This is a genomic window from Mycobacterium senriense, assembly GCF_019668465.1.
Classification (GTDB): domain Bacteria; phylum Actinomycetota; class Actinomycetes; order Mycobacteriales; family Mycobacteriaceae; genus Mycobacterium; species Mycobacterium senriense.
The window spans coordinates 1,711,668-1,728,001 of record NZ_AP024828.1; the positions used below are offsets into that span (position 1 = coordinate 1,711,668).

The 16,334-nt window shown below is 62.1% G+C and carries 14 protein-coding genes; 12 read left to right on the top strand and 2 right to left on the bottom strand.

Annotated elements, in window-relative coordinates; translation table 11 throughout:
- Positions 1-135 precede the first annotated feature (135 nt).
- From MTY59_RS08155 to MTY59_RS08175, 5 genes are all read left to right on the top strand, one after another.
- Positions 136-1,191 (top strand): phosphotransferase, encoded by a 1,056-nt coding sequence (locus MTY59_RS08155; protein WP_221045210.1) that lies wholly within the window; start codon positions 136-138, stop codon positions 1,189-1,191.
- A 62-nt stretch (positions 1,192-1,253) separates the two neighbouring features.
- Positions 1,254-2,021 carry an SDR family NAD(P)-dependent oxidoreductase gene (locus tag MTY59_RS08160; RefSeq protein ID WP_221045211.1) on the top strand — a complete coding sequence of 256 codons (768 nt, stop codon included), beginning with the start codon at positions 1,254-1,256 and terminating at the stop codon, positions 2,019-2,021.
- Positions 2,022-2,036: 15 nt separating this feature from the next.
- Positions 2,037-3,170: an Rv3169 family protein gene (locus MTY59_RS08165; RefSeq protein WP_221045212.1), complete on the top strand. Its 1,134-nt coding sequence runs from the start codon at positions 2,037-2,039 to the stop codon at positions 3,168-3,170.
- Positions 3,171-3,458: 288 nt separating this feature from the next.
- Entirely contained in the window at positions 3,459-4,235 is a 777-nt protein-coding gene (locus MTY59_RS08170) for an SDR family oxidoreductase (RefSeq protein ID WP_221045213.1), read from the top strand.
- Positions 4,236-4,760: 525 nt separating this feature from the next.
- A complete protein-coding gene (locus MTY59_RS08175) occupies positions 4,761-5,432 on the top strand; it encodes a CAP domain-containing protein (protein ID WP_221046326.1) in 672 nt (223 codons plus the stop codon).
- Between the two features lie 82 nt (positions 5,433-5,514).
- Here the strand turns inward: MTY59_RS08175 and MTY59_RS08180 are convergent, their stop codons facing one another.
- Both MTY59_RS08180 and MTY59_RS08185 read right to left on the bottom strand, forming a co-directional pair.
- Positions 5,515-5,955, bottom strand: a complete 441-nt coding sequence (locus MTY59_RS08180; RefSeq protein WP_250160760.1) for a lipoprotein LpqH — start codon at positions 5,953-5,955, stop codon at positions 5,515-5,517.
- Positions 5,956-6,262: 307 nt separating this feature from the next.
- The gene (locus tag MTY59_RS08185) at positions 6,263-6,811 is read right to left on the bottom strand and encodes a TetR/AcrR family transcriptional regulator (RefSeq protein ID WP_221046327.1); all 549 of its coding nucleotides are present in this window, start codon (positions 6,809-6,811) and stop codon (positions 6,263-6,265) included.
- A 1,491-nt stretch (positions 6,812-8,302) separates the two neighbouring features.
- On the opposite strand from MTY59_RS08185, the gene MTY59_RS08190 reads away from it, so the two are divergent.
- Genes MTY59_RS08190 through MTY59_RS08220 form a run of 7 tightly spaced genes read left to right on the top strand, consistent with a single transcriptional unit; the run spans position 8,303 to position 16,333 of the window.
- The gene (locus MTY59_RS08190; protein ID WP_221046328.1) at positions 8,303-9,091 is read left to right on the top strand and encodes an MlaE family ABC transporter permease; all 789 of its coding nucleotides are present in this window, start codon (positions 8,303-8,305) and stop codon (positions 9,089-9,091) included.
- 26 nt (positions 9,092-9,117) lie between these two features.
- On the top strand, positions 9,118-9,972 hold the full coding sequence (locus tag MTY59_RS08195; RefSeq protein WP_415822261.1) for an ABC transporter permease: 855 nt from the start codon (positions 9,118-9,120) through the stop codon (positions 9,970-9,972).
- A gap of 6 nt (positions 9,973-9,978) precedes the next feature.
- Positions 9,979-11,448 carry an MCE family protein gene (locus MTY59_RS08200; RefSeq protein ID WP_221045215.1) on the top strand — a complete coding sequence of 490 codons (1,470 nt, stop codon included), beginning with the start codon at positions 9,979-9,981 and terminating at the stop codon, positions 11,446-11,448.
- 37 nt (positions 11,449-11,485) lie between these two features.
- Positions 11,486-12,514, top strand: coding sequence for an MCE family protein (locus MTY59_RS08205; RefSeq protein ID WP_221045216.1), 1,029 nt, complete (start codon positions 11,486-11,488; stop codon positions 12,512-12,514).
- A complete protein-coding gene (locus tag MTY59_RS08210; protein WP_221046330.1) occupies positions 12,511-13,833 on the top strand; it encodes an MCE family protein in 1,323 nt (440 codons plus the stop codon). Before MTY59_RS08205 ends, MTY59_RS08210 begins: the two co-directional genes overlap by 4 nt.
- Before the next feature lie 23 nt (positions 13,834-13,856).
- Positions 13,857-15,176, top strand: a complete 1,320-nt coding sequence (locus MTY59_RS08215) for a virulence factor Mce family protein (RefSeq protein ID WP_221045217.1) — start codon at positions 13,857-13,859, stop codon at positions 15,174-15,176.
- 26 nt (positions 15,177-15,202) lie between these two features.
- Complete coding sequence (locus tag MTY59_RS08220; RefSeq protein ID WP_221045218.1) at positions 15,203-16,333, top strand: MCE family protein; 1,131 nt, start codon at positions 15,203-15,205, stop codon at positions 16,331-16,333.
- Position 16,334: the final 1 nt, after the last annotated feature.

A 16,334-nucleotide genomic window follows, 5' to 3' on the forward strand; every position in this document is an offset into this window, starting at 1 on the left:
AGGAATCTATGATAACTGAAAGGGCGCACAGCGTAACGAAACTCGCAACCGTGTGATCTGTGACATGACGCAAGGATGGTCTATGGCAGCCGAAGCCGAGACGGTCGACGCCCGAGATCTCGAGCCGGCCAGCTGATGGAGGCCGCGGCCCTGGAGTCCGTGGACGACCTCACTCCGGAGTGGACGACCGCTGTCCTTGCGGAGAACGGCATCGCTGCCACTGCGTGCCGCGTGACCACCGTGCCGGTGGGCAACGGCCAGATGGGTTCGTGTTATCGGCTGTTCATTGACTACGAGGCGGGCGATGGTCCGGACCGGCTGATCGTGAAGCTGCCGGCCACCGATGCGGCAAGTCGTGCTGCGGGCCAGCTCGGCTATCGGTGTGAGACGACGTTCTACCGCGAGGTTGCCAATCGGGTGCACCTCGACATCCCTCGGTGTTACTTCGCCGCGATGAACGATCGCGGCGACGGATTTACGCTCGTGTTGGAGGACCTTGCGCCCGCGCAACCCGGCGACCAGATCGCCGGATGCTCTGTGGATCAGGCTCGGGCGGCCGCGGTCAACGTCGCTGGATTGCACGCGCCGACATGGAATGACCCGTCGCTTAGTGAACTCGGCTGGCTCATACCAGATCTCGCGGCGTACCCAGCGGTCGCTGCCGCGTTCTTGGTAGACGCCACCAAGCAGTTCTTGGACCGCTATGCGGTGACCCGGGACACCGCCTCGACGCTGCAAAGCTTCGCTGATCGATTCGTGGAGTGGGCAACCGGTCGACCCGAGCCGTTCGCAATGCTGCACAGTGACTACCGCCTGGATAACCTGCTCTTCGCTTCGTCCGATGCCTCCCGTCCGGTGGTCGCTGTCGACTGGCAGGTTGTCACGGTCGGGTCCCCGCTGCGCGATGTCGCCTTCCTTGTCGCCACTGGTCTGTCGACCGCGAGTCGCCGTGCTGGCGAGAAGGGGATTGTCGAGGCTTACCATCGTCGCCTCGTCGCGCTTGGAGTCGACGGCTACGGTGCCGAAAAGTGCTGGGAGGACTATCGATACGGGTTGTTCCAAGGCCCCCTCATCACCGTGCTGGGCTCGTCCGTCGCTCAGCCCACCGCACGGGGGGACCGGATGTTCACCGTCATGGCCGAGCGTTCGTCGACGGCGATCAGCGACCTAGATGCGTTGTCTCTGCTGTGACGGCATTCGCGATTGGGAGCTTGTGAAGTCAACGAGCGAACGCACAAATCTGGTGACCTCCAATGGTTGAGCGTTACCGGGGCCGGGTTGCGATCGTGACTGGGGGGACAACGGGAATCGGGCGCGGTATTGTCGAACGCCTTGTCGGTGAAGGGGCTTCGGTCGTCACCTGTGCACGCCATGCGCCGGAGTCCGCATTGCCCGACGGAGCGACCTTTATTGCCGCGGATATCACCGACGAGGCGTCGGTATCTGGCGTCACCGATGCGGCAGTGGACCGCTATGGACGGCTTGACGTTGTCGTCGCGAACGCGGGCGGCGCCAATATCGGACCCTGGCCCGATGAGCCTGTCGAGCAATGGCGCGAGCTCGTCGACATCAACCTGCACGGCACGATGCTCACGTGTCGGACCGCGTGGCCGCATCTGGTGTCGACAAAGGGAAACATTGTTGTCATCTCGTCGCTTTCGGCGTGGATGGGCGTCGGCGCGCACGAGATGGAACGGATGGGTGGCTTTCAGCCCTCTGCCGCCTACCAGGCGAGCAAGGCCGGGATCGAGGGACTCGCAAAGCATCTCGCAGGCCGCGGCGGCGAGCATGGACTGCGAGTCAACGTGGTGCGTCCAGGGCGCATCCTGACCGACAAGTGGCAAGGTTTCCTCGGCGAAAATGGCCTGTTCTGGTCCCATTATCAGGACATTCAGTTACTCAAACGCCATGGCCGCGCTGAGGACGTCGCAGCTGCCGTGGCGTTCTTGGCTTCCGACGAAGCAGCTTTCATTACCGCCGCAGTCCTCGACGTCGACGGCGGCGCAGTCGCCAAACTCTAACCACTTGGAGGAATAGTGCTAAGCCCATTCGACGACTTCCCGATCCACCCCTCGGCCGATCCGATCGCCCACCCCGCCACGGGCGACATCAACCACTACGACCGGTACTGGTTCAACGGACATCAACGCGACGGGGGGTACTACTTCGGCGCGGCAATGGGTCATTACCCGGTGCGCGGGGTGATCGACGCGGCATTCAGCATCGTGTACGACGGAGTGGAGCATTCGATCTTCGCCTCCGGTGCGATGCCGACCGACCGCTCCACCACCATCGGGCCAATTCGCGTCGACGTGGTCGACCCCATGCGCACCATCCGCTATGTCGTCGAGCCCAACGAGCACGGCATTGCGTGTGACCTGGTCTTCCGCGCGACAACCGTCGCCGTCGAGGAACCCCGCCAGCAGCGACGCACGCCCGAGGGAATCCTGCTCACCGATCACACGCGGTTGACCCAGTGGGGTACCTGGGAAGGCACGGTCACCGTCGACGGCCAGGAGCTGCGCATCGACCCCCATGACGTTTCGGGCACGCGGGATCGCTCTTGGGGCGTGCGGCCCATTGGTGAGCAGATTCAGGTCATTCGGCAGCCGATGCCGTTCCAGGTATTCTGGCTCTGGGCGCCAATACATTTCGGTGACCGCTTCACTCATCTGGCTGTGCACGAGCACGAAGACGGCAGGCGGTGGCTCGAAACCGCTCTGGTCGTCGATCCCCTCCCCGACGGCGCACCCGCATGGAGCACAGCCGGCGTCCGCGAATGTCATGACATCCGCTACGAACTCGACTGGGAGCCCGGCCGTCGAGAAATCAAACGCGCACGACTGTGGTTCGATGACCCCGACGAGGGCGAAGTCCTCATCGAGGTCGAAAAGGTTTTCACCTTCCGCATGCGCGGAATCGGCTATTGGCACCCCCACTGGGGTCACGGAAACATGCACGGCACGCTCGAGACCGGGCGCGAGTCAATCAGGCTGGACGACTTCGATCCCACCGACTTCGCCTCAATTCATATCCAAAACCTCGTAACCGCAACGATGGGTGACCGGCGCGGCGTCGGCGTCGTCGAGCAGATCGCCATCGGGCCCCATCAACCGAGCGGGCTAACCGGCCTGCTGGACGGACATCGAGCTGCGGACGCGTCACAGTGACGATTCTGTGTCTGGGCAAGCACGGACGATGCATCCGTGCTTCGACCGCCCACCGATGGAATGCCAGTCGACGACGGTACTTCGAATGCTCGCTTCAGGAGTATACGTCGGCCGGAGACCCGCGCGACAAACCGATGGACGCGGAAGCGGTTGCAGGCCAACAGGATCGCACGTCTCTTATGTCTCGGCTGGCTGTTCGCATGACATTCGGTTCCGAAACCAGGTACGGGACTGTCAGCAGGACGACTCGGTTGAATTCCATGATGACGCGATGGCTAACCTGAGGCGGTGGATATCAATGGAGCTAGCGCAATAGTCACTGGCGGCGCGTCCGGCATCGGTGCGGCATCTGCACGGCAGTTGGCCGCAAGGGGCGCAAAGGTTGTCGTCGCCGACCTACAAGCAGACCGCGGCGCAGCGCTTGCCGAAAGTATCGGCGGCACGTTCGTCAACGTCGATGTCACAAACACTGAGCAGATCAAGGCGGCGGTAGACAACGCAGCCGAGCTGGGGCCGCTGCGTGTACTGGTCAATTCCGCCGGCATCGGCGGGGCACAACGCACCATCGGCAAAGACGGGCAGTTCGATTCGGCGCACAGTCTCGAGGCCTATAAGAAGGTCATCGCCATAAACCTGATCGGCACCTTCGACTGCATCCGATTGGCTGCAACCGCGATGGGCCGCACTGAGCCGCTGGCCCACGGTGAGCGCGGAGCGATCGTGTCGATGGCCAGCGTCGCCGCCTTCGACGGCCAAATCGGACAAGCCGCCTACTCGTCGTCTAAAGGCGGCATCGTGGGCATGACGCTGCCAGTGGCGCGTGATCTCTCCGCCGTCGGCATACGGGTCAATACCATTGCGCCCGGATTGATCGACACCCCGATCTACGGCGAGGGGGAGGGGGCAGAGGGTTTCAAGGCGAAGCTGGGCGAGTCCGTGCTGTTCCCGCACCGCCTGGGTGATCCCGAAGAGTTGGCCTCGATGGTCGTCGAATTGGTGACCAACTCCTACGTGAATGCCGAGGTTGTCCGGGTGGACGGCGGGATCAGGATGCCGCCGAAATGAGGACGAGTGCGGGGAATCTCCGGCCGCCCATATCGACGTTGGCGACGGTTTCACCCTGACCGATGAGGACGTACGAGTGTTCATTCGTTAGCGACTCGCCGGCTTCAGGGTCCCGAAGACGCTCGATTCGACAGCGATCTGCCGCGCGAAGACTCAGGCAAGCCATTCAAACGGCGCATCCGTGATCGATATTGGGGGGATATCGAAGCCAACATCTGAGCTCGCACGCAACGTAATCCACGCATCTAGCGCTCGCCTGTTGCTGGTGATCAATATTGTAAGCCCACCTCGCCACTCGGGATCACGACAGGCTGAACAGCCAACCTAAACATATATTCATTTAAGTAATAAAACCTCTAGACGACTTCGCGGCGCCGTGGGTAGCCTACTTGCATGTCAGGCTAATTTCGGTCCTACATCGGCTAGGTGAGTCGATCCGATCAGCCAGGTCGGCACTTGGTTGCAGAGCGTCCGCCGCGCAGCACCGCCGACCACCGCTTGCTGGCTAACAAGGAGGACTTGGACATGCAGTATCGGCCGCAGCGGCTGCCTGCCGTGATGGTTGCCGCCGGCGCGCTGTTAAGCATTCCCGTCGCGCATGCGGATAATGACAACAACACGCTCATACCGAACAACAAGCGGCTCAACGACAGTGTCGTCGCTAACGTCTTCACCGTGCAGCATCAGGCGGGCTGCAGTAACGACGTCAGAATCAGCCCCCAACTGCAAGCCGCTGCGCAACGGCACACCCAGGATGTGTTGAACAACCGGGCCCTCGATGGTGATATCGGTTCGGACGGGTCTGGCCCACAAGACCGTGCCAATGCGGCTGGTTTCCATGGCCCGGTGGCCGAGACGGTGGCGATCAATCAGTCAATCGCGATCAGCGGCAATGACTTAATCAACCGGTGGTACTACAACCCCGACTATTTCAAGATCATGTCCAGCTGTGCGAATAGCCAGATGGGGGTATGGTCGTTGAACAGTCCGGATCGTACGGTTGTGGTTGCGGTCTACGGACAGCCACAAGCCGATCCTTCGGGACGGGGAGCAACACCGCTGAACACCGACGGACAGAACATTCCGCTCGATCCCAGTCCCGACTATGACGCCAGCGACGAAGTCCAGTTCGGTCTCAACTGGTTCCCGTGGATCCTAAGGGGTGTGTACCCGCCGCCCGGCAATCCTCCGCAGTAGACACTGATTCGCCCGTCGTTGATGAGCGCGAGTCAAAAGGCTGCGGAGTCAACGTAGTTCGGCTAAAGGCAGCTGGGTCGCGTTAACAGGCGACCTTAATTGTGAAGGTGCCGGTTGCCCTCAAGCTGGGGTTGTCGGTGTTAAAGCCCTCGGCATGTCCACGGATGGTGTAGGTGTGTCCCTGCAGGGTTACCTCAGCGGCGCCCTGGAGGTCTTCGGCGTAGCCGCCGGTGAAGCCGCCGAGATCGCTGATGTTGACCGACTTGGCGGCCAGCGAACTTTCGTTGGAAATAACCACTTTTGTTCCTGACGCAGCGTCACCGATAGTAACCGCAGTTAGCGATCCCATCGGCATGCACTTCACCACATGGGTCTCCGGAAGCGCATGATCGTTAATCGTTACCTGCGCGGTTTCCGGGGGCAACGTACCCGGCGGAGGTGCGGCTGCGCGGGACGGTGAGCATGCCTCGACACTCACTGCCACCAAAACGATCGCGGACGCGTTGCGGAACAGCTTCTGCACGGGCGCACCCCATTCCATCTCGCCGTCTTCCCCGACTCCGCACTAAGAGCAAGGTCGACACCGCCAGACCCTCAGCGCCGGCTTGCTCAGCAAGGCGAGCGGCCGGCTAGGTTAAAACCAACGGTATCCGACTTTGGCGTCGTGGTCACCGCGATCGCGATGTATTCGTTGACAACCGTTTTCGTGCGCAGACCGGTCGGGTGCTCAGTCAATCACCACGTCGATGATGCGTCGTATCAACGAGGACAACCAGGTTGAAGTGCTGACAGGGCGGCCGTTACAGCCGCGACTTGACATCGCCGCGAGGTTATCGCCGAGGAGTTAGCGAGGCGACGAGCAAGTCGCGCAGTACGCCCTCGTCACCACCGTCATCAGGGTCGGCGGGTTCAGCGATAAGGCTGAAGTTGATGCGGACAATCCAGCGAGCGAGGGTATCAGCGGGAACATCGCGGCGAATGTCGCCGGCCGCGGCAGCAGCCTCGACGCGCCGCACCAGCGCGTCAGCGAGCTTGGCTCGCCACAACTCAGAGCCTTCGGCGGCATGATAGGCATCACCGACATGCTGATGGTCGTCGATCAGTGATCGCATCACCGGTGAGCCCCGGGCGATGTCGATTCCCCGCATGCATGCGGCGACAAGCTGAGTCAGAAAGGGCTCCTCAGTCTGCCAACATTGATCGACGGCGTGCAGAGTAACGGTGAGCACTCGCATGAAGGAGGCCGCCAGCAGAGCGTCCTTGCTCGGAAAGTAGTAGTACACCGTCGACCGGTGCACGCCTGCGCGCCGGGCGATGTCGCCCATCCGGGTGTGCACGGGCCCCTTATCCGAGTAGCAGGAATCGGCCGCGGTCAGCAACCGTTCGCGCGCCTCATCATCTGCCGGCGAGTCCGTCCCGGCTGGCCTCGGGCGACGGCCTCTGGATTGGGCGGTCACACCAGCACACTACGGCCTGCGAGCTGTGGCGGTGACGCGATGCGAATGGCGCGGCACGGCCTCGGTGGCGGTGTGAGCTGCTGCGCTCCGAGAGGCACGGCGGACTCGTGGCGGCACCACCGCCTGTTCCCCGATGGGTGAGGCCCAGCGAGCTTGGCCGGCTGCCCGGGAATCCGGCGATGAAGGCAAGCCCGCATGCCAATGAGGTAGGCGACATCCGGCGAGTTAACCGGTTAGCAATTGTCCAGCAGCGTGCCTGACCCACTGCTGCTCAGCGGTGCAGAGTTCCTCGAGATTCTCCAGCAATGCTCCGAGAAATGAGCTAACGATACAAACCGATATATAGATAACTATTTAGCTTTACCCGCCACTTCGGTCGGCCGCTTTTGTGCGCTGGATCACCGTCCTCCGTGCGGCAGAGTAAGGCTCAGGCGGGAGGCCAGTTAGTCGCGATCGGCGATTAATTGCGGTGCCCTGCGGGGGTCGGTGTTGACCCGTGCTGGTATGCGCCGCATGAGCGGGTTTGGCGCCCGGAGGGTTGAAGGCCGCACTGACGCTAGAAGGTTCGCAGTCGTGCCGTTGCGCGTAAGCGCAGTTCAGGACCCCATCGGCGGCCCGACGCGCCCTGCGAGCGCCCCGTCGATAAGAGCTCGGAGGCGGGCCGGTGTGCACTCGATTCTGCTCCACTGCGAGCTGCGATGGTGGAAATGCAAAAGATGAATACACACATTATTGCGCCGATTCACGTCGCAATCCCATTTATTATCTCCGATGCCAATAAGAAAGCTTATTGAAGCATCATTCCTTGGAGCAAAGACCATTATCGAGCGGCCGAGGTTTAAAATGACGACAGCGACGACCGGAAACAGATCTACGAATTTTATAGTTTCTGACTGCTGAGCGTAATTCCTTATTTATAGCCAAATCAGGTAATCCCTAGCAAACTCAGCGTGTTGGACTGGTCGCGATGCGGGTGATGCTTTGCAGGGGCGCCTCTCATCCGGTTGGATGCGGCCGATCACCCGATGCTTGCGATATCTACGAGGTCTGATGGGTGCGGCACTGTTGGACAGGGATGCAGCGGGGCCCAGCGGACACGACCGTCCCGCCTGGGGAGATTACGACATTTACGCCAAAAATGTCGGAACCTACAGCAAACCATGGTAGTTGCGCTCGCGTCACTTAGCGGGTTTGTCCAAAATGGCGTTTGTCGATGTTGCCTTGCCTTAATGTAATGGTGTAGCGTCCCGCTGTGCTCTGGGCCACAACGTTCGAAAGGAAGCAGCACGTCATACCTGCTGCGGGGAGGATTCATCGTCTAATGTCGGCTCCGGCTGGTTACAAACGAGTGCGCTAGTGGTAGTGGCGGACACAGCACCTATTCCCGCCTTGACTGGTCCGCCGGAGGAGGGCGTGGTGGTCGAGTCGCCGGGAACCGCTCGGCTGGCGGTTGGCGGTAAGCCACTGCGCGAGGTAGGCAGCTACTTCGCATTGACCCTCGACGTCTTGGTGCAACTGGTGCACCCGCCGTTCGCGTGGCGGGAATTCGTCCATCAGGCGTGGTTCGTGGCTCGGGTGTCGATCGCCCCGACGATCTTGTTGTCGATTCCGTTCAACGCGCTCAGCGTCTTCATCATCAACGTTCTGCTGGTCGAGATCGGCGCCGCCGACGCATCAGGTGCTGGGGCCGCGTTGGCGAGCGTGGCATACATCGGCCCGATAACCACGGTGCTGGTCGTCGCCGGTACCGGCGCTACTGCGATTTGTGCTGACCTGGGCGCTCGGACCATCCGCGAAGAGCTCGACGCGATGCGGGTGATGGGGATCAACCCGGTGCAGCGACTGCTGGTACCCAGGGTCCTGGCGCTGTGCCTCAACGGGTTGTTGCTCAATTCGATCAACACCATCGTCGGCTTGGTCGGCAGTTTCTTCTTCTCGGTCTACTTTCAGCACGTCACTCCGGGTGCCTGGGCGGCGAGCCTGACGCTACTGGTCAAGATCGCCGACGTGGCCATCGCCTTCTTCAAGGCGGCGTTGTTCGGCCTGGTTGCTGGGACCATCGCCTGCTACAAGGGCGTCACGGTCGGTGGGGGACCCCAAGGTGTCGGCAACGCGGTCAATGAAACCGTGGTGTACACGTTCATGGCCTTGTTCGTGATCAACGTCGTGCTAGTTGCGGTCGGCACGAAGGTGACGATGTGACTGTAGCCCCCGCCCGCCACCACGCGATGAGCGTGGTGCCCGCACCGCCGCGATTCGCGCGATTCTCGGTCACCCTGCGTCGCTGGGGCGCCGGGTGGAATCGGCTCGGAAGCCAAACCGCGTTCTACGCCAAGGCACTGAGCCTGATGTGGGATGCGGTCGCGCGCTACAAGGCTGAGACGCTGCGCCTGATCGCCACGATGAGTATGGGTATCGGTGCGCTGGCCATCATCGGCGGCACCGTGGTGGTTGTCACCACCCTGGTCATGTCGACCGGATCATTCGTCGGTATCCAGCTCTACCGATCGCTCTCCGACGTCGGTGTGCAGGCTTTGAGCGGGTTCGCCTCGGCCTACATCAACACCCGTTTCGCCGCGCCCCTGACCGCCGCTATCGGGCTTGCCGCGACGATCGGCGCCGGAGCCACGGCACAGCTAGGAGCTATGCGCATCAACGAGGAGATCGACGCCCTTGAAGTGATGGGCATCCGTGCGATCAGCTACCTGGCCTCAACGCGAATCGTGGCCGGCGTACTGGTTACCGTTCCGTTGTGGTGCCTGTCGTCGCTGGCTGGATATTTGGCGACCCGAACTCTGGTGGTCTTCGGCTTCGGGCAGCCCACCGGGGTCTATGACCACTACTTCCACACCTACCTGCAGCCCACCGACCTGATCTGGTCACTGCTGCAAGTGATTGCGACGGCAACAGTAGTCATGCTGGTGCACACCTACTACGGATTCAACGCCACCGGCGGCCCAGCCGGCGTCGGTGAAGCTGTCGGCCGCTCGGTGCGCGCCTCACTGGTCGTGGCGGTTACGGTGCAGTTGGCGGTGGCAATGGCCGCCTACGGGGTGTCCGGCGACTTCAATCTGTCGGGATAGCGTGCGATGAAGAAGCTACACCGTGAAGCTGGCCTGCCCCCAGCGCTGTGGACTCTCATCCTCTTCGTCGCGATCACCGGCTTGGTGGTGCTCACGGTGGCGGCGTTCAACAGGGACCTGAGGCCCTATGCGAGGGTCACACTCACCTCCGATCGCTCAGGCCTCATCATGGAACCCGGCGCCAAGGTGAAGTTGCGCGGTGTTCAGGTTGGCCGGGTTACCTCGATTCATTCAGGCGATCCCGTGACGCTGCGCCTGGAGCTCTACCCCGAGCAGCTCAAATACATCCCGGCCAACGTCACCGCTCAAATCACCGCCACCACGGCGTTCGGCGGCAAATACGTCGATCTTCAGATCCCTGAAAGCCCGAGCCCCAAACGGCTGGCGTCGGGCGCTGTCGTGCGGTCACGCAACGTGACCACCGAGGTCAACACCGTGTTCCAGAACCTTGTCGCGGTGCTCAATCAGGTCGACACCCCCAAGCTGAACGCCATACTCACCGCGCTGGGCGACGGGTTTCGCGGGAAAGGTGCAGCCCTCGGTCAGGCCACCAGTGACCTCAACGAAGTCCTGGGGGCGATCAATCCTCGCAGCGAGACGATCCGTGCCGACTTTCGCGCACTCCAAGGATTCAGTGACACCTACAGCGCGGCCGCTCACGACATCGTTACGGTGCTCGATGCGGCCAGCACCACAAGTGCAACCGTCAGCAAGAACGCTCGCGCGCTGGACTCGCTGCTGCTCAACGTCGTCGGGCTTTCCGAGAGCGGAATCAATTTGATCGGCCCGAATAAGGACAACCTCGTGCACGGCGTCAACTTGCTCGAGTCGACCACTCGGCTGCTGATGAAGTACAACCCCGAACTGACCTGCACGCTGCTCGGCGCCAAGTATGACTCTGAGTTTTTCTCCGACGTGTCGGGCGGCCACAACGGGTATTCGGTCACCCTCGACGTCGCATTGCTGCTGGGTGACGAGGCGTACCGATTCCCCGATAACCTCCCGATCAACGGGGCCAAAGGGGGCCCCGGGGGGCAGCCTGGTTGCGGATCGCTACCCGACGTCTCCAAGAACTTCCCGCAGCGCTATCTCGTCACCAACACCGGGTGGGGGGGCGGCCTCGATATGCGACCCAACCCCGGCATCGGTTTCCCCGGATACGTCGATTACGCCCCGGTCACCCGTGGAACGCCGCAGCCGCCCAGCCTTCGCCACCCGGGAGGGACGGCACCTGGTCCGATCCCGTACCCCGGCGCGCCACCGTACGGGGCGCCGCAGTACGCGCCGGATGGAACGCCGCTGTACCCGGGTTTGCCACCCGCGCCTCCGCCGGGACGACCGCGAGAAGCTGGCCCGCCACCGGCGGGGTCTGAACCCTTCGTGCCGCCAGCGCCGCCGGCAGTCGAACCGACCTGCGGAGTCGTCACCCAGGTGTGCGACCCGCTGCCGCCGCCACCATATGTCCCAGGCCCATGACTGCGGTCGCCTTGAGAAGAGTTAGGGGAGCGCAGACATGAAAGAGAACCTAACCGGGACCCTGTGGCGCCTCGCCATCTACGTCGTCGTCTCTGTTCTGGGCATGTTCACGCTGGTCGCCGTTTTCGGGCAGCTGCGCTTCCAGTCTGAGAAGACCTACAAAGCGCAGTTTGCGAACGTGTCGGGGTTGGAGGGTGGGAACTTCGTCCGGATCGCCGGTGTCGAGGTCGGCAAGGTCAAGAACATCACCATCGAGCCTGACTCCACGGTCCTCGTCGAATTCACTGCGGCAGACAGGGTCGTGCTCACCGAGGGAACGAGGGCCGCCATCCGTTTCGCCGACCTCACCGGCGGCAGGTACGTGGCACTAGAAGAGGGGGCGGGCAATATCAGGCGACTCAGTCCGGGCGGGACCATCCCCTTGGCTCGTACCGAACCGGCGCTTGATCTGGACGCGTTGATAGGCGGTTTCCGGCCGCTGTTCCGGGCACTGGACCCAGACCAGGTCAACAAGCTGACCGGGCAACTCATCGCGGCCTTCCAAGGTCAGGGCGGCACGATTGGCTCGTTTCTCACCCAGGCTGCCGCCCTGACTAACACTTTGGCCGACCGCGACCAGCTGATCGGCCAGGTCATTGTCAACTTGAACACCGTGCTCGGTTCGCTCGGCGGCCAAAGCGGCCAGTTCGCGCGTGCCGTCGACTCACTGTCCGAACTGGTGGCAGGGCTTGAGGCCCGCAAGCAGGACATCAGCAACGGCGTGGCGTACGCGAATGCCGCCGCTGGGTCGATCAGCGATCTGCTGGCCCAAGCCCGGCCGCCCGTGAAAACGGTTGTGCACGAGGCGGATCGGACCGCGACGACCGTGCTGGCTGACCACGACTGGCTGGAAAGGTACCTCGACAACTGGCCCGACGCGTTCAAGATACTTAACAGGCAAGGCTTATATGGAGATTTCTTCAGCTTCTACCTGTGTGACATCGTGCTGAAGGTCAACGGCAAGGGCGGGCAGCCGGTGTATATCAAGGTGGCCGGCCAGGCCAGCGGCAGGTGCACGCCGCGATGAAAACGTTCTCCGAACGCAATCCGTTCCTCATCGGCGCCATCGGGCTGGGCGTGGTTTTCACCCTTATGTTGCTCTCCTTGAACTACGACAAGCTTCCGTTCTTCCACAGCGACAGAACGTATTCGGCATACTTCGCCGAAGCGGGCGGCCTGGGGAGCGGCAACCACGTGCAGATATCGGGTTTTCGGGTCGGGCAGGTCGACAGCGTCGATTTGGACGGACCGCGCGTGCTGGTCAAGTTCACCGTCGCCAGAAATGTCCGACTCGGTGAGCGCACGGAGGCAGCGATCAAATTGCGGACAGTGCTGGGTAGCAAAGTCCTCGAGGTCAGCCCTCGTGGTGAGGGTCAGCTGAGCGGACCGATCCCGCTGGAGCGGACCACATCGGCCTATCAGCTGCCTGACGCGCTCGGTGACCTCACCGCGACGATCAGCGGTCTCAACACCGACCAGCTGTCGAAATCGCTTGCGGTACTGGCCAACACCTTCGCTGACACCCCACCCGACCTGAAGGCAGCGGTGCAGGGGGTGGCGCGCTTCTCGCGCACCCTGGATGAACGCGACGGCCAGTTGCGGACCCTGCTGAGGAACGCCAATAAGGCGACCACCGTCCTGGCCGAGCGCAGCGACGAAGTGGCCAAGCTCGTCCGCGACACCAACTCGCTTTTGACGCAACTGAGAAGCCAAAGCAGCGCGCTGGACCAGATTTCCAACAACCTTGCTGCGCTGGCCCGCCAACTCAAAGGTTTCATCGCCGAGAACCGCGACACGATGAAACCCGCCCTCGACAAGCTTAACGGTGTGCTGGAGATCGTCGACAAACGCAAGGAGAACGTACAGAAGGCGCTCGTCGGGCTCAATAAGTACGCTCTGGGTCTGGGTGAATCGGTCTCTTCCGGGCCCTTTTTCAAGGCCTATGTCGTCAATCTTTTCCCTGGACAGTTTGTGCAGCCTTTCATCGATGCGGCGTTCTCCGACCTCGGCCTGGACCCGAATGTGTTGCTGCCTAGTCAACGCGCAGACCCTCAGGTTGGCCAGCCGGGGACACCGCCGCTGCCGATGCCGTTCCCGCGGACCGGCCAGGGCGGACCACCGCGGATGACTCTGCCCGACGCCATCACCGGCAATCCGGGTGACCATCCTTGTGGCCTGGGCGCAGCGGGGTCGGGCCCCGGCTGTTATCCCTACCGGGAGCCGCTGCCCGCGCCGCCCCCCGGTGGGCCGCCGCCGGGGCCGCCGGCGCTGCCGGGCCAGGGCGCCGGACAGTCAGCACCCTTGCCGGGGCCAGCGCAGCCAGGCGAAGGGGGTGGCTTACGTTGAATACCCGCAGCGCGAGAATCGGTATGGCCATCGCTCTGATAGCGGTGCTGCTCGGCGGAATTGTCACCGTGGTACGGTCGGCCGCGGGGGTCGGTCGCACCACTGTCATCGGATACTTCGCCAACAGCACTGGCCTCTACAACGGTGACAACGTCGTTGTTCTCGGCGTGCCTGTCGGCAAGATCGAAAAAATCGAACCCCAACCCGATCATGTGCGAATCACCTTCTGGTTCAACGACAAATATAAGGTTCCCGCGGACGTCAAAGCAGCCATCCTGTCGCCCTCGCTGGTGACGCCCCGGTCCATTCAGTTGACCCCCGCCTATACGGGCGGTCCGGTGCTAGCAGACCATGCAGTGATCCCGCAGCAACGTACCGCGGTACCAGTGGAATACGACGACTTCCGCCAGCAGCTGGAGAAGCTGACGCAGGTGCTGCAGCCGACTGCACCGGGTGGAACCAGCACCTTGGGGGAGTTCATCAACACCGCGGCCGACAACCTGCGGGGCCGGGGTCCAGACATCCGTAACACTGTCATCGAACTCTCGCAGGCGATTTCAGCGCTCGGCGACCATAGCAGTGACCTGTTCAGCACCGTGAAAAACCTGTCCGTTCTGGTCTCCGCGTTGCACGACAGCAGCGACCTACTCCAACATCTGAATCAGAACCTTGCCGCGGTCACAGGTCTGCTCGCCAACGACCCCAGCGAGGTTGCGAATGCTGTCCGCAACCTCAACGACGTAGTTGGCGACGTCCGAGGCTTTGTCGCCGAGAACCGGGAAGCGCTGGGTACGACGACGGACAAATTGGCGTCAGTGACTCAAGCCGTGAACGACAGCCTCGGCGATGTTAAGCAACTGCTGCATACCGCCCCGACGGCCTTTCAGAACTTCCTCAACATCTATCAACCCGCACAAGGGACGTTGACCGGTGCGCTGGCCTTCAACAACTTCGCCAACACAATCCAATTCCTTTGTGGGGCAGTTGAAGCCGCATCACGTCTCGGTGCCAAAGAATCAGCCAAGTTATGTGTGCAGTACCTGGCGCCGATTATCAAAAACCGCCAAGTGAATTTTCCGCCGTTAGGTGAGAACCTCTTCGTCGGGGCGGCAGCGCGCCCCAACGAAATCACCTATAGCGAGGACTGGTTGCGCCCGGATTATGTTCCGCCGCACCCTGACTCCCCGCCAACGCAGGGCGACCCGGGACCGCCGGCCGCTGGGCCGGCCCCGGCCGATACCCCACCGCCGGCAGCCGACGCACCGCCGCCTGCGCAGGCGGCGCCAACGAACCCGGCCGACGGTTTACGCGGAATGATGGTGCCGTCCGGAGGTGCACAATGAGCCGATCACCACTTTGTCGTCGCGCGATGATGGTGCTTCTGGCAGCGGTGACGCTTACAACACTGTCCGGTTGCGGGTTTCGAGGTCTGAACTCAATCAGTTTGCCCGGGACCAAAGGCGGCGGTCCGGGCGCGTATACCATCCGAGCGCAGATGCCCGATGTGCAGAATCTGCAACAGAATTCGCGGGTCCGGGTCAACGATGTGACGGTCGGCAACGTTACCGACATAGAACTTCAGGGTTGGAATGCACTGGTCACCATGACGATCGACCGCGATGTCGACCTGCCCGCCAATGCGACCGCTACCCTTGGTCAAACCAGCTTGCTCGGTTCGGTGCATGTCGAACTGGCGCCTCCAGTCGGGGTAGCCCCGCAGGGCAAGCTGAGAAACGGTTCGTTGATTCCGCTGTCGTCGGCCGGCGCCTATCCGTCCACCGAGCGGACACTGGCGGCCGTGTCACTGCTACTCAACGGCGGTGGCCTGGGTCAGATTCAAGACATCACCAAGACTCTGAGTACCGCTTTCAGTGGGCGCGAGCAAGATCTGCGAAACCTGCTGAATCAACTCGATACGTTTGTCGGCTACCTCAACGACCAAAAAAGCGACATCATTGCGGCAACGGACCACTTCAACAATCTCGTCGGTCAATTCGCCGATCAGAAACCGATTATCGACAAGGCACTGAAGACCATTCCGCAAGCGTTGACGGTGCTCAAGGACCAGCGAGAGAACCTCTCTAATGCCCTGGACCAAGTCGGCAAGTTGAGCGCGCTCGCCGCCGACTCGGTTAACAAGACCAAGGAAAACCTCATCAAGGAATTGAAAGACCTTGGCCCCGTGCTGCAATCGCTGGCCGACGCGGGTCCGGCGCTGACCCGCTCGTTGGGCTTCCTCGGAACATTTCCGTTCCCCGCATCGACACTCAGCAACTGGGTGCGCGGCGACTACGCGAACTTGACGGCAGTCATCGACTTGACGCTGAGTCGGCTCGACGCGGGGTTCTTCACGGGCACCCGGTTCGAGTGCAATCTGACCGAGCTTGAATTGCAGTGGGGCCGCACCATCGGGCAAATGCCCAGCCCCTGCACCGCAGGCAGCCAGTACAACCCTGGTAACCCCTTGGTCGTTCCCTACCATTTCGATCAGGGGCGCTGAG

Bases quoted from the DNA above. Each gene is read 5' to 3' on its own strand.
- MTY59_RS08210 (WP_221046330.1), top strand. From the start codon at position 12,511: ATGAAAACGTTCTCCGAACGCAATCCGTTCCTCATCGGCGCCATCGGG.
- MTY59_RS08155 (WP_221045210.1), top strand. From the start codon at position 136: ATGGAGGCCGCGGCCCTGGAGTCCGTGGACGACCTCACTCCGGAGTGG.
- MTY59_RS08220 (WP_221045218.1), top strand. From the start codon at position 15,203: ATGATGGTGCTTCTGGCAGCGGTGACGCTTACAACACTGTCCGGTTGC.
- MTY59_RS08175 (WP_221046326.1), top strand. From the start codon at position 4,761: ATGCAGTATCGGCCGCAGCGGCTGCCTGCCGTGATGGTTGCCGCCGGC.
- MTY59_RS08200 (WP_221045215.1), top strand. From the start codon at position 9,979: ATGAAGAAGCTACACCGTGAAGCTGGCCTGCCCCCAGCGCTGTGGACT.
- MTY59_RS08215 (WP_221045217.1), top strand. From the start codon at position 13,857: ATGGCCATCGCTCTGATAGCGGTGCTGCTCGGCGGAATTGTCACCGTG.
- MTY59_RS08205 (WP_221045216.1), top strand. From the start codon at position 11,486: ATGAAAGAGAACCTAACCGGGACCCTGTGGCGCCTCGCCATCTACGTC.
- MTY59_RS08195 (WP_415822261.1), top strand. From the start codon at position 9,118: ATGAGCGTGGTGCCCGCACCGCCGCGATTCGCGCGATTCTCGGTCACC.
- MTY59_RS08160 (WP_221045211.1), top strand. From the start codon at position 1,254: ATGGTTGAGCGTTACCGGGGCCGGGTTGCGATCGTGACTGGGGGGACA.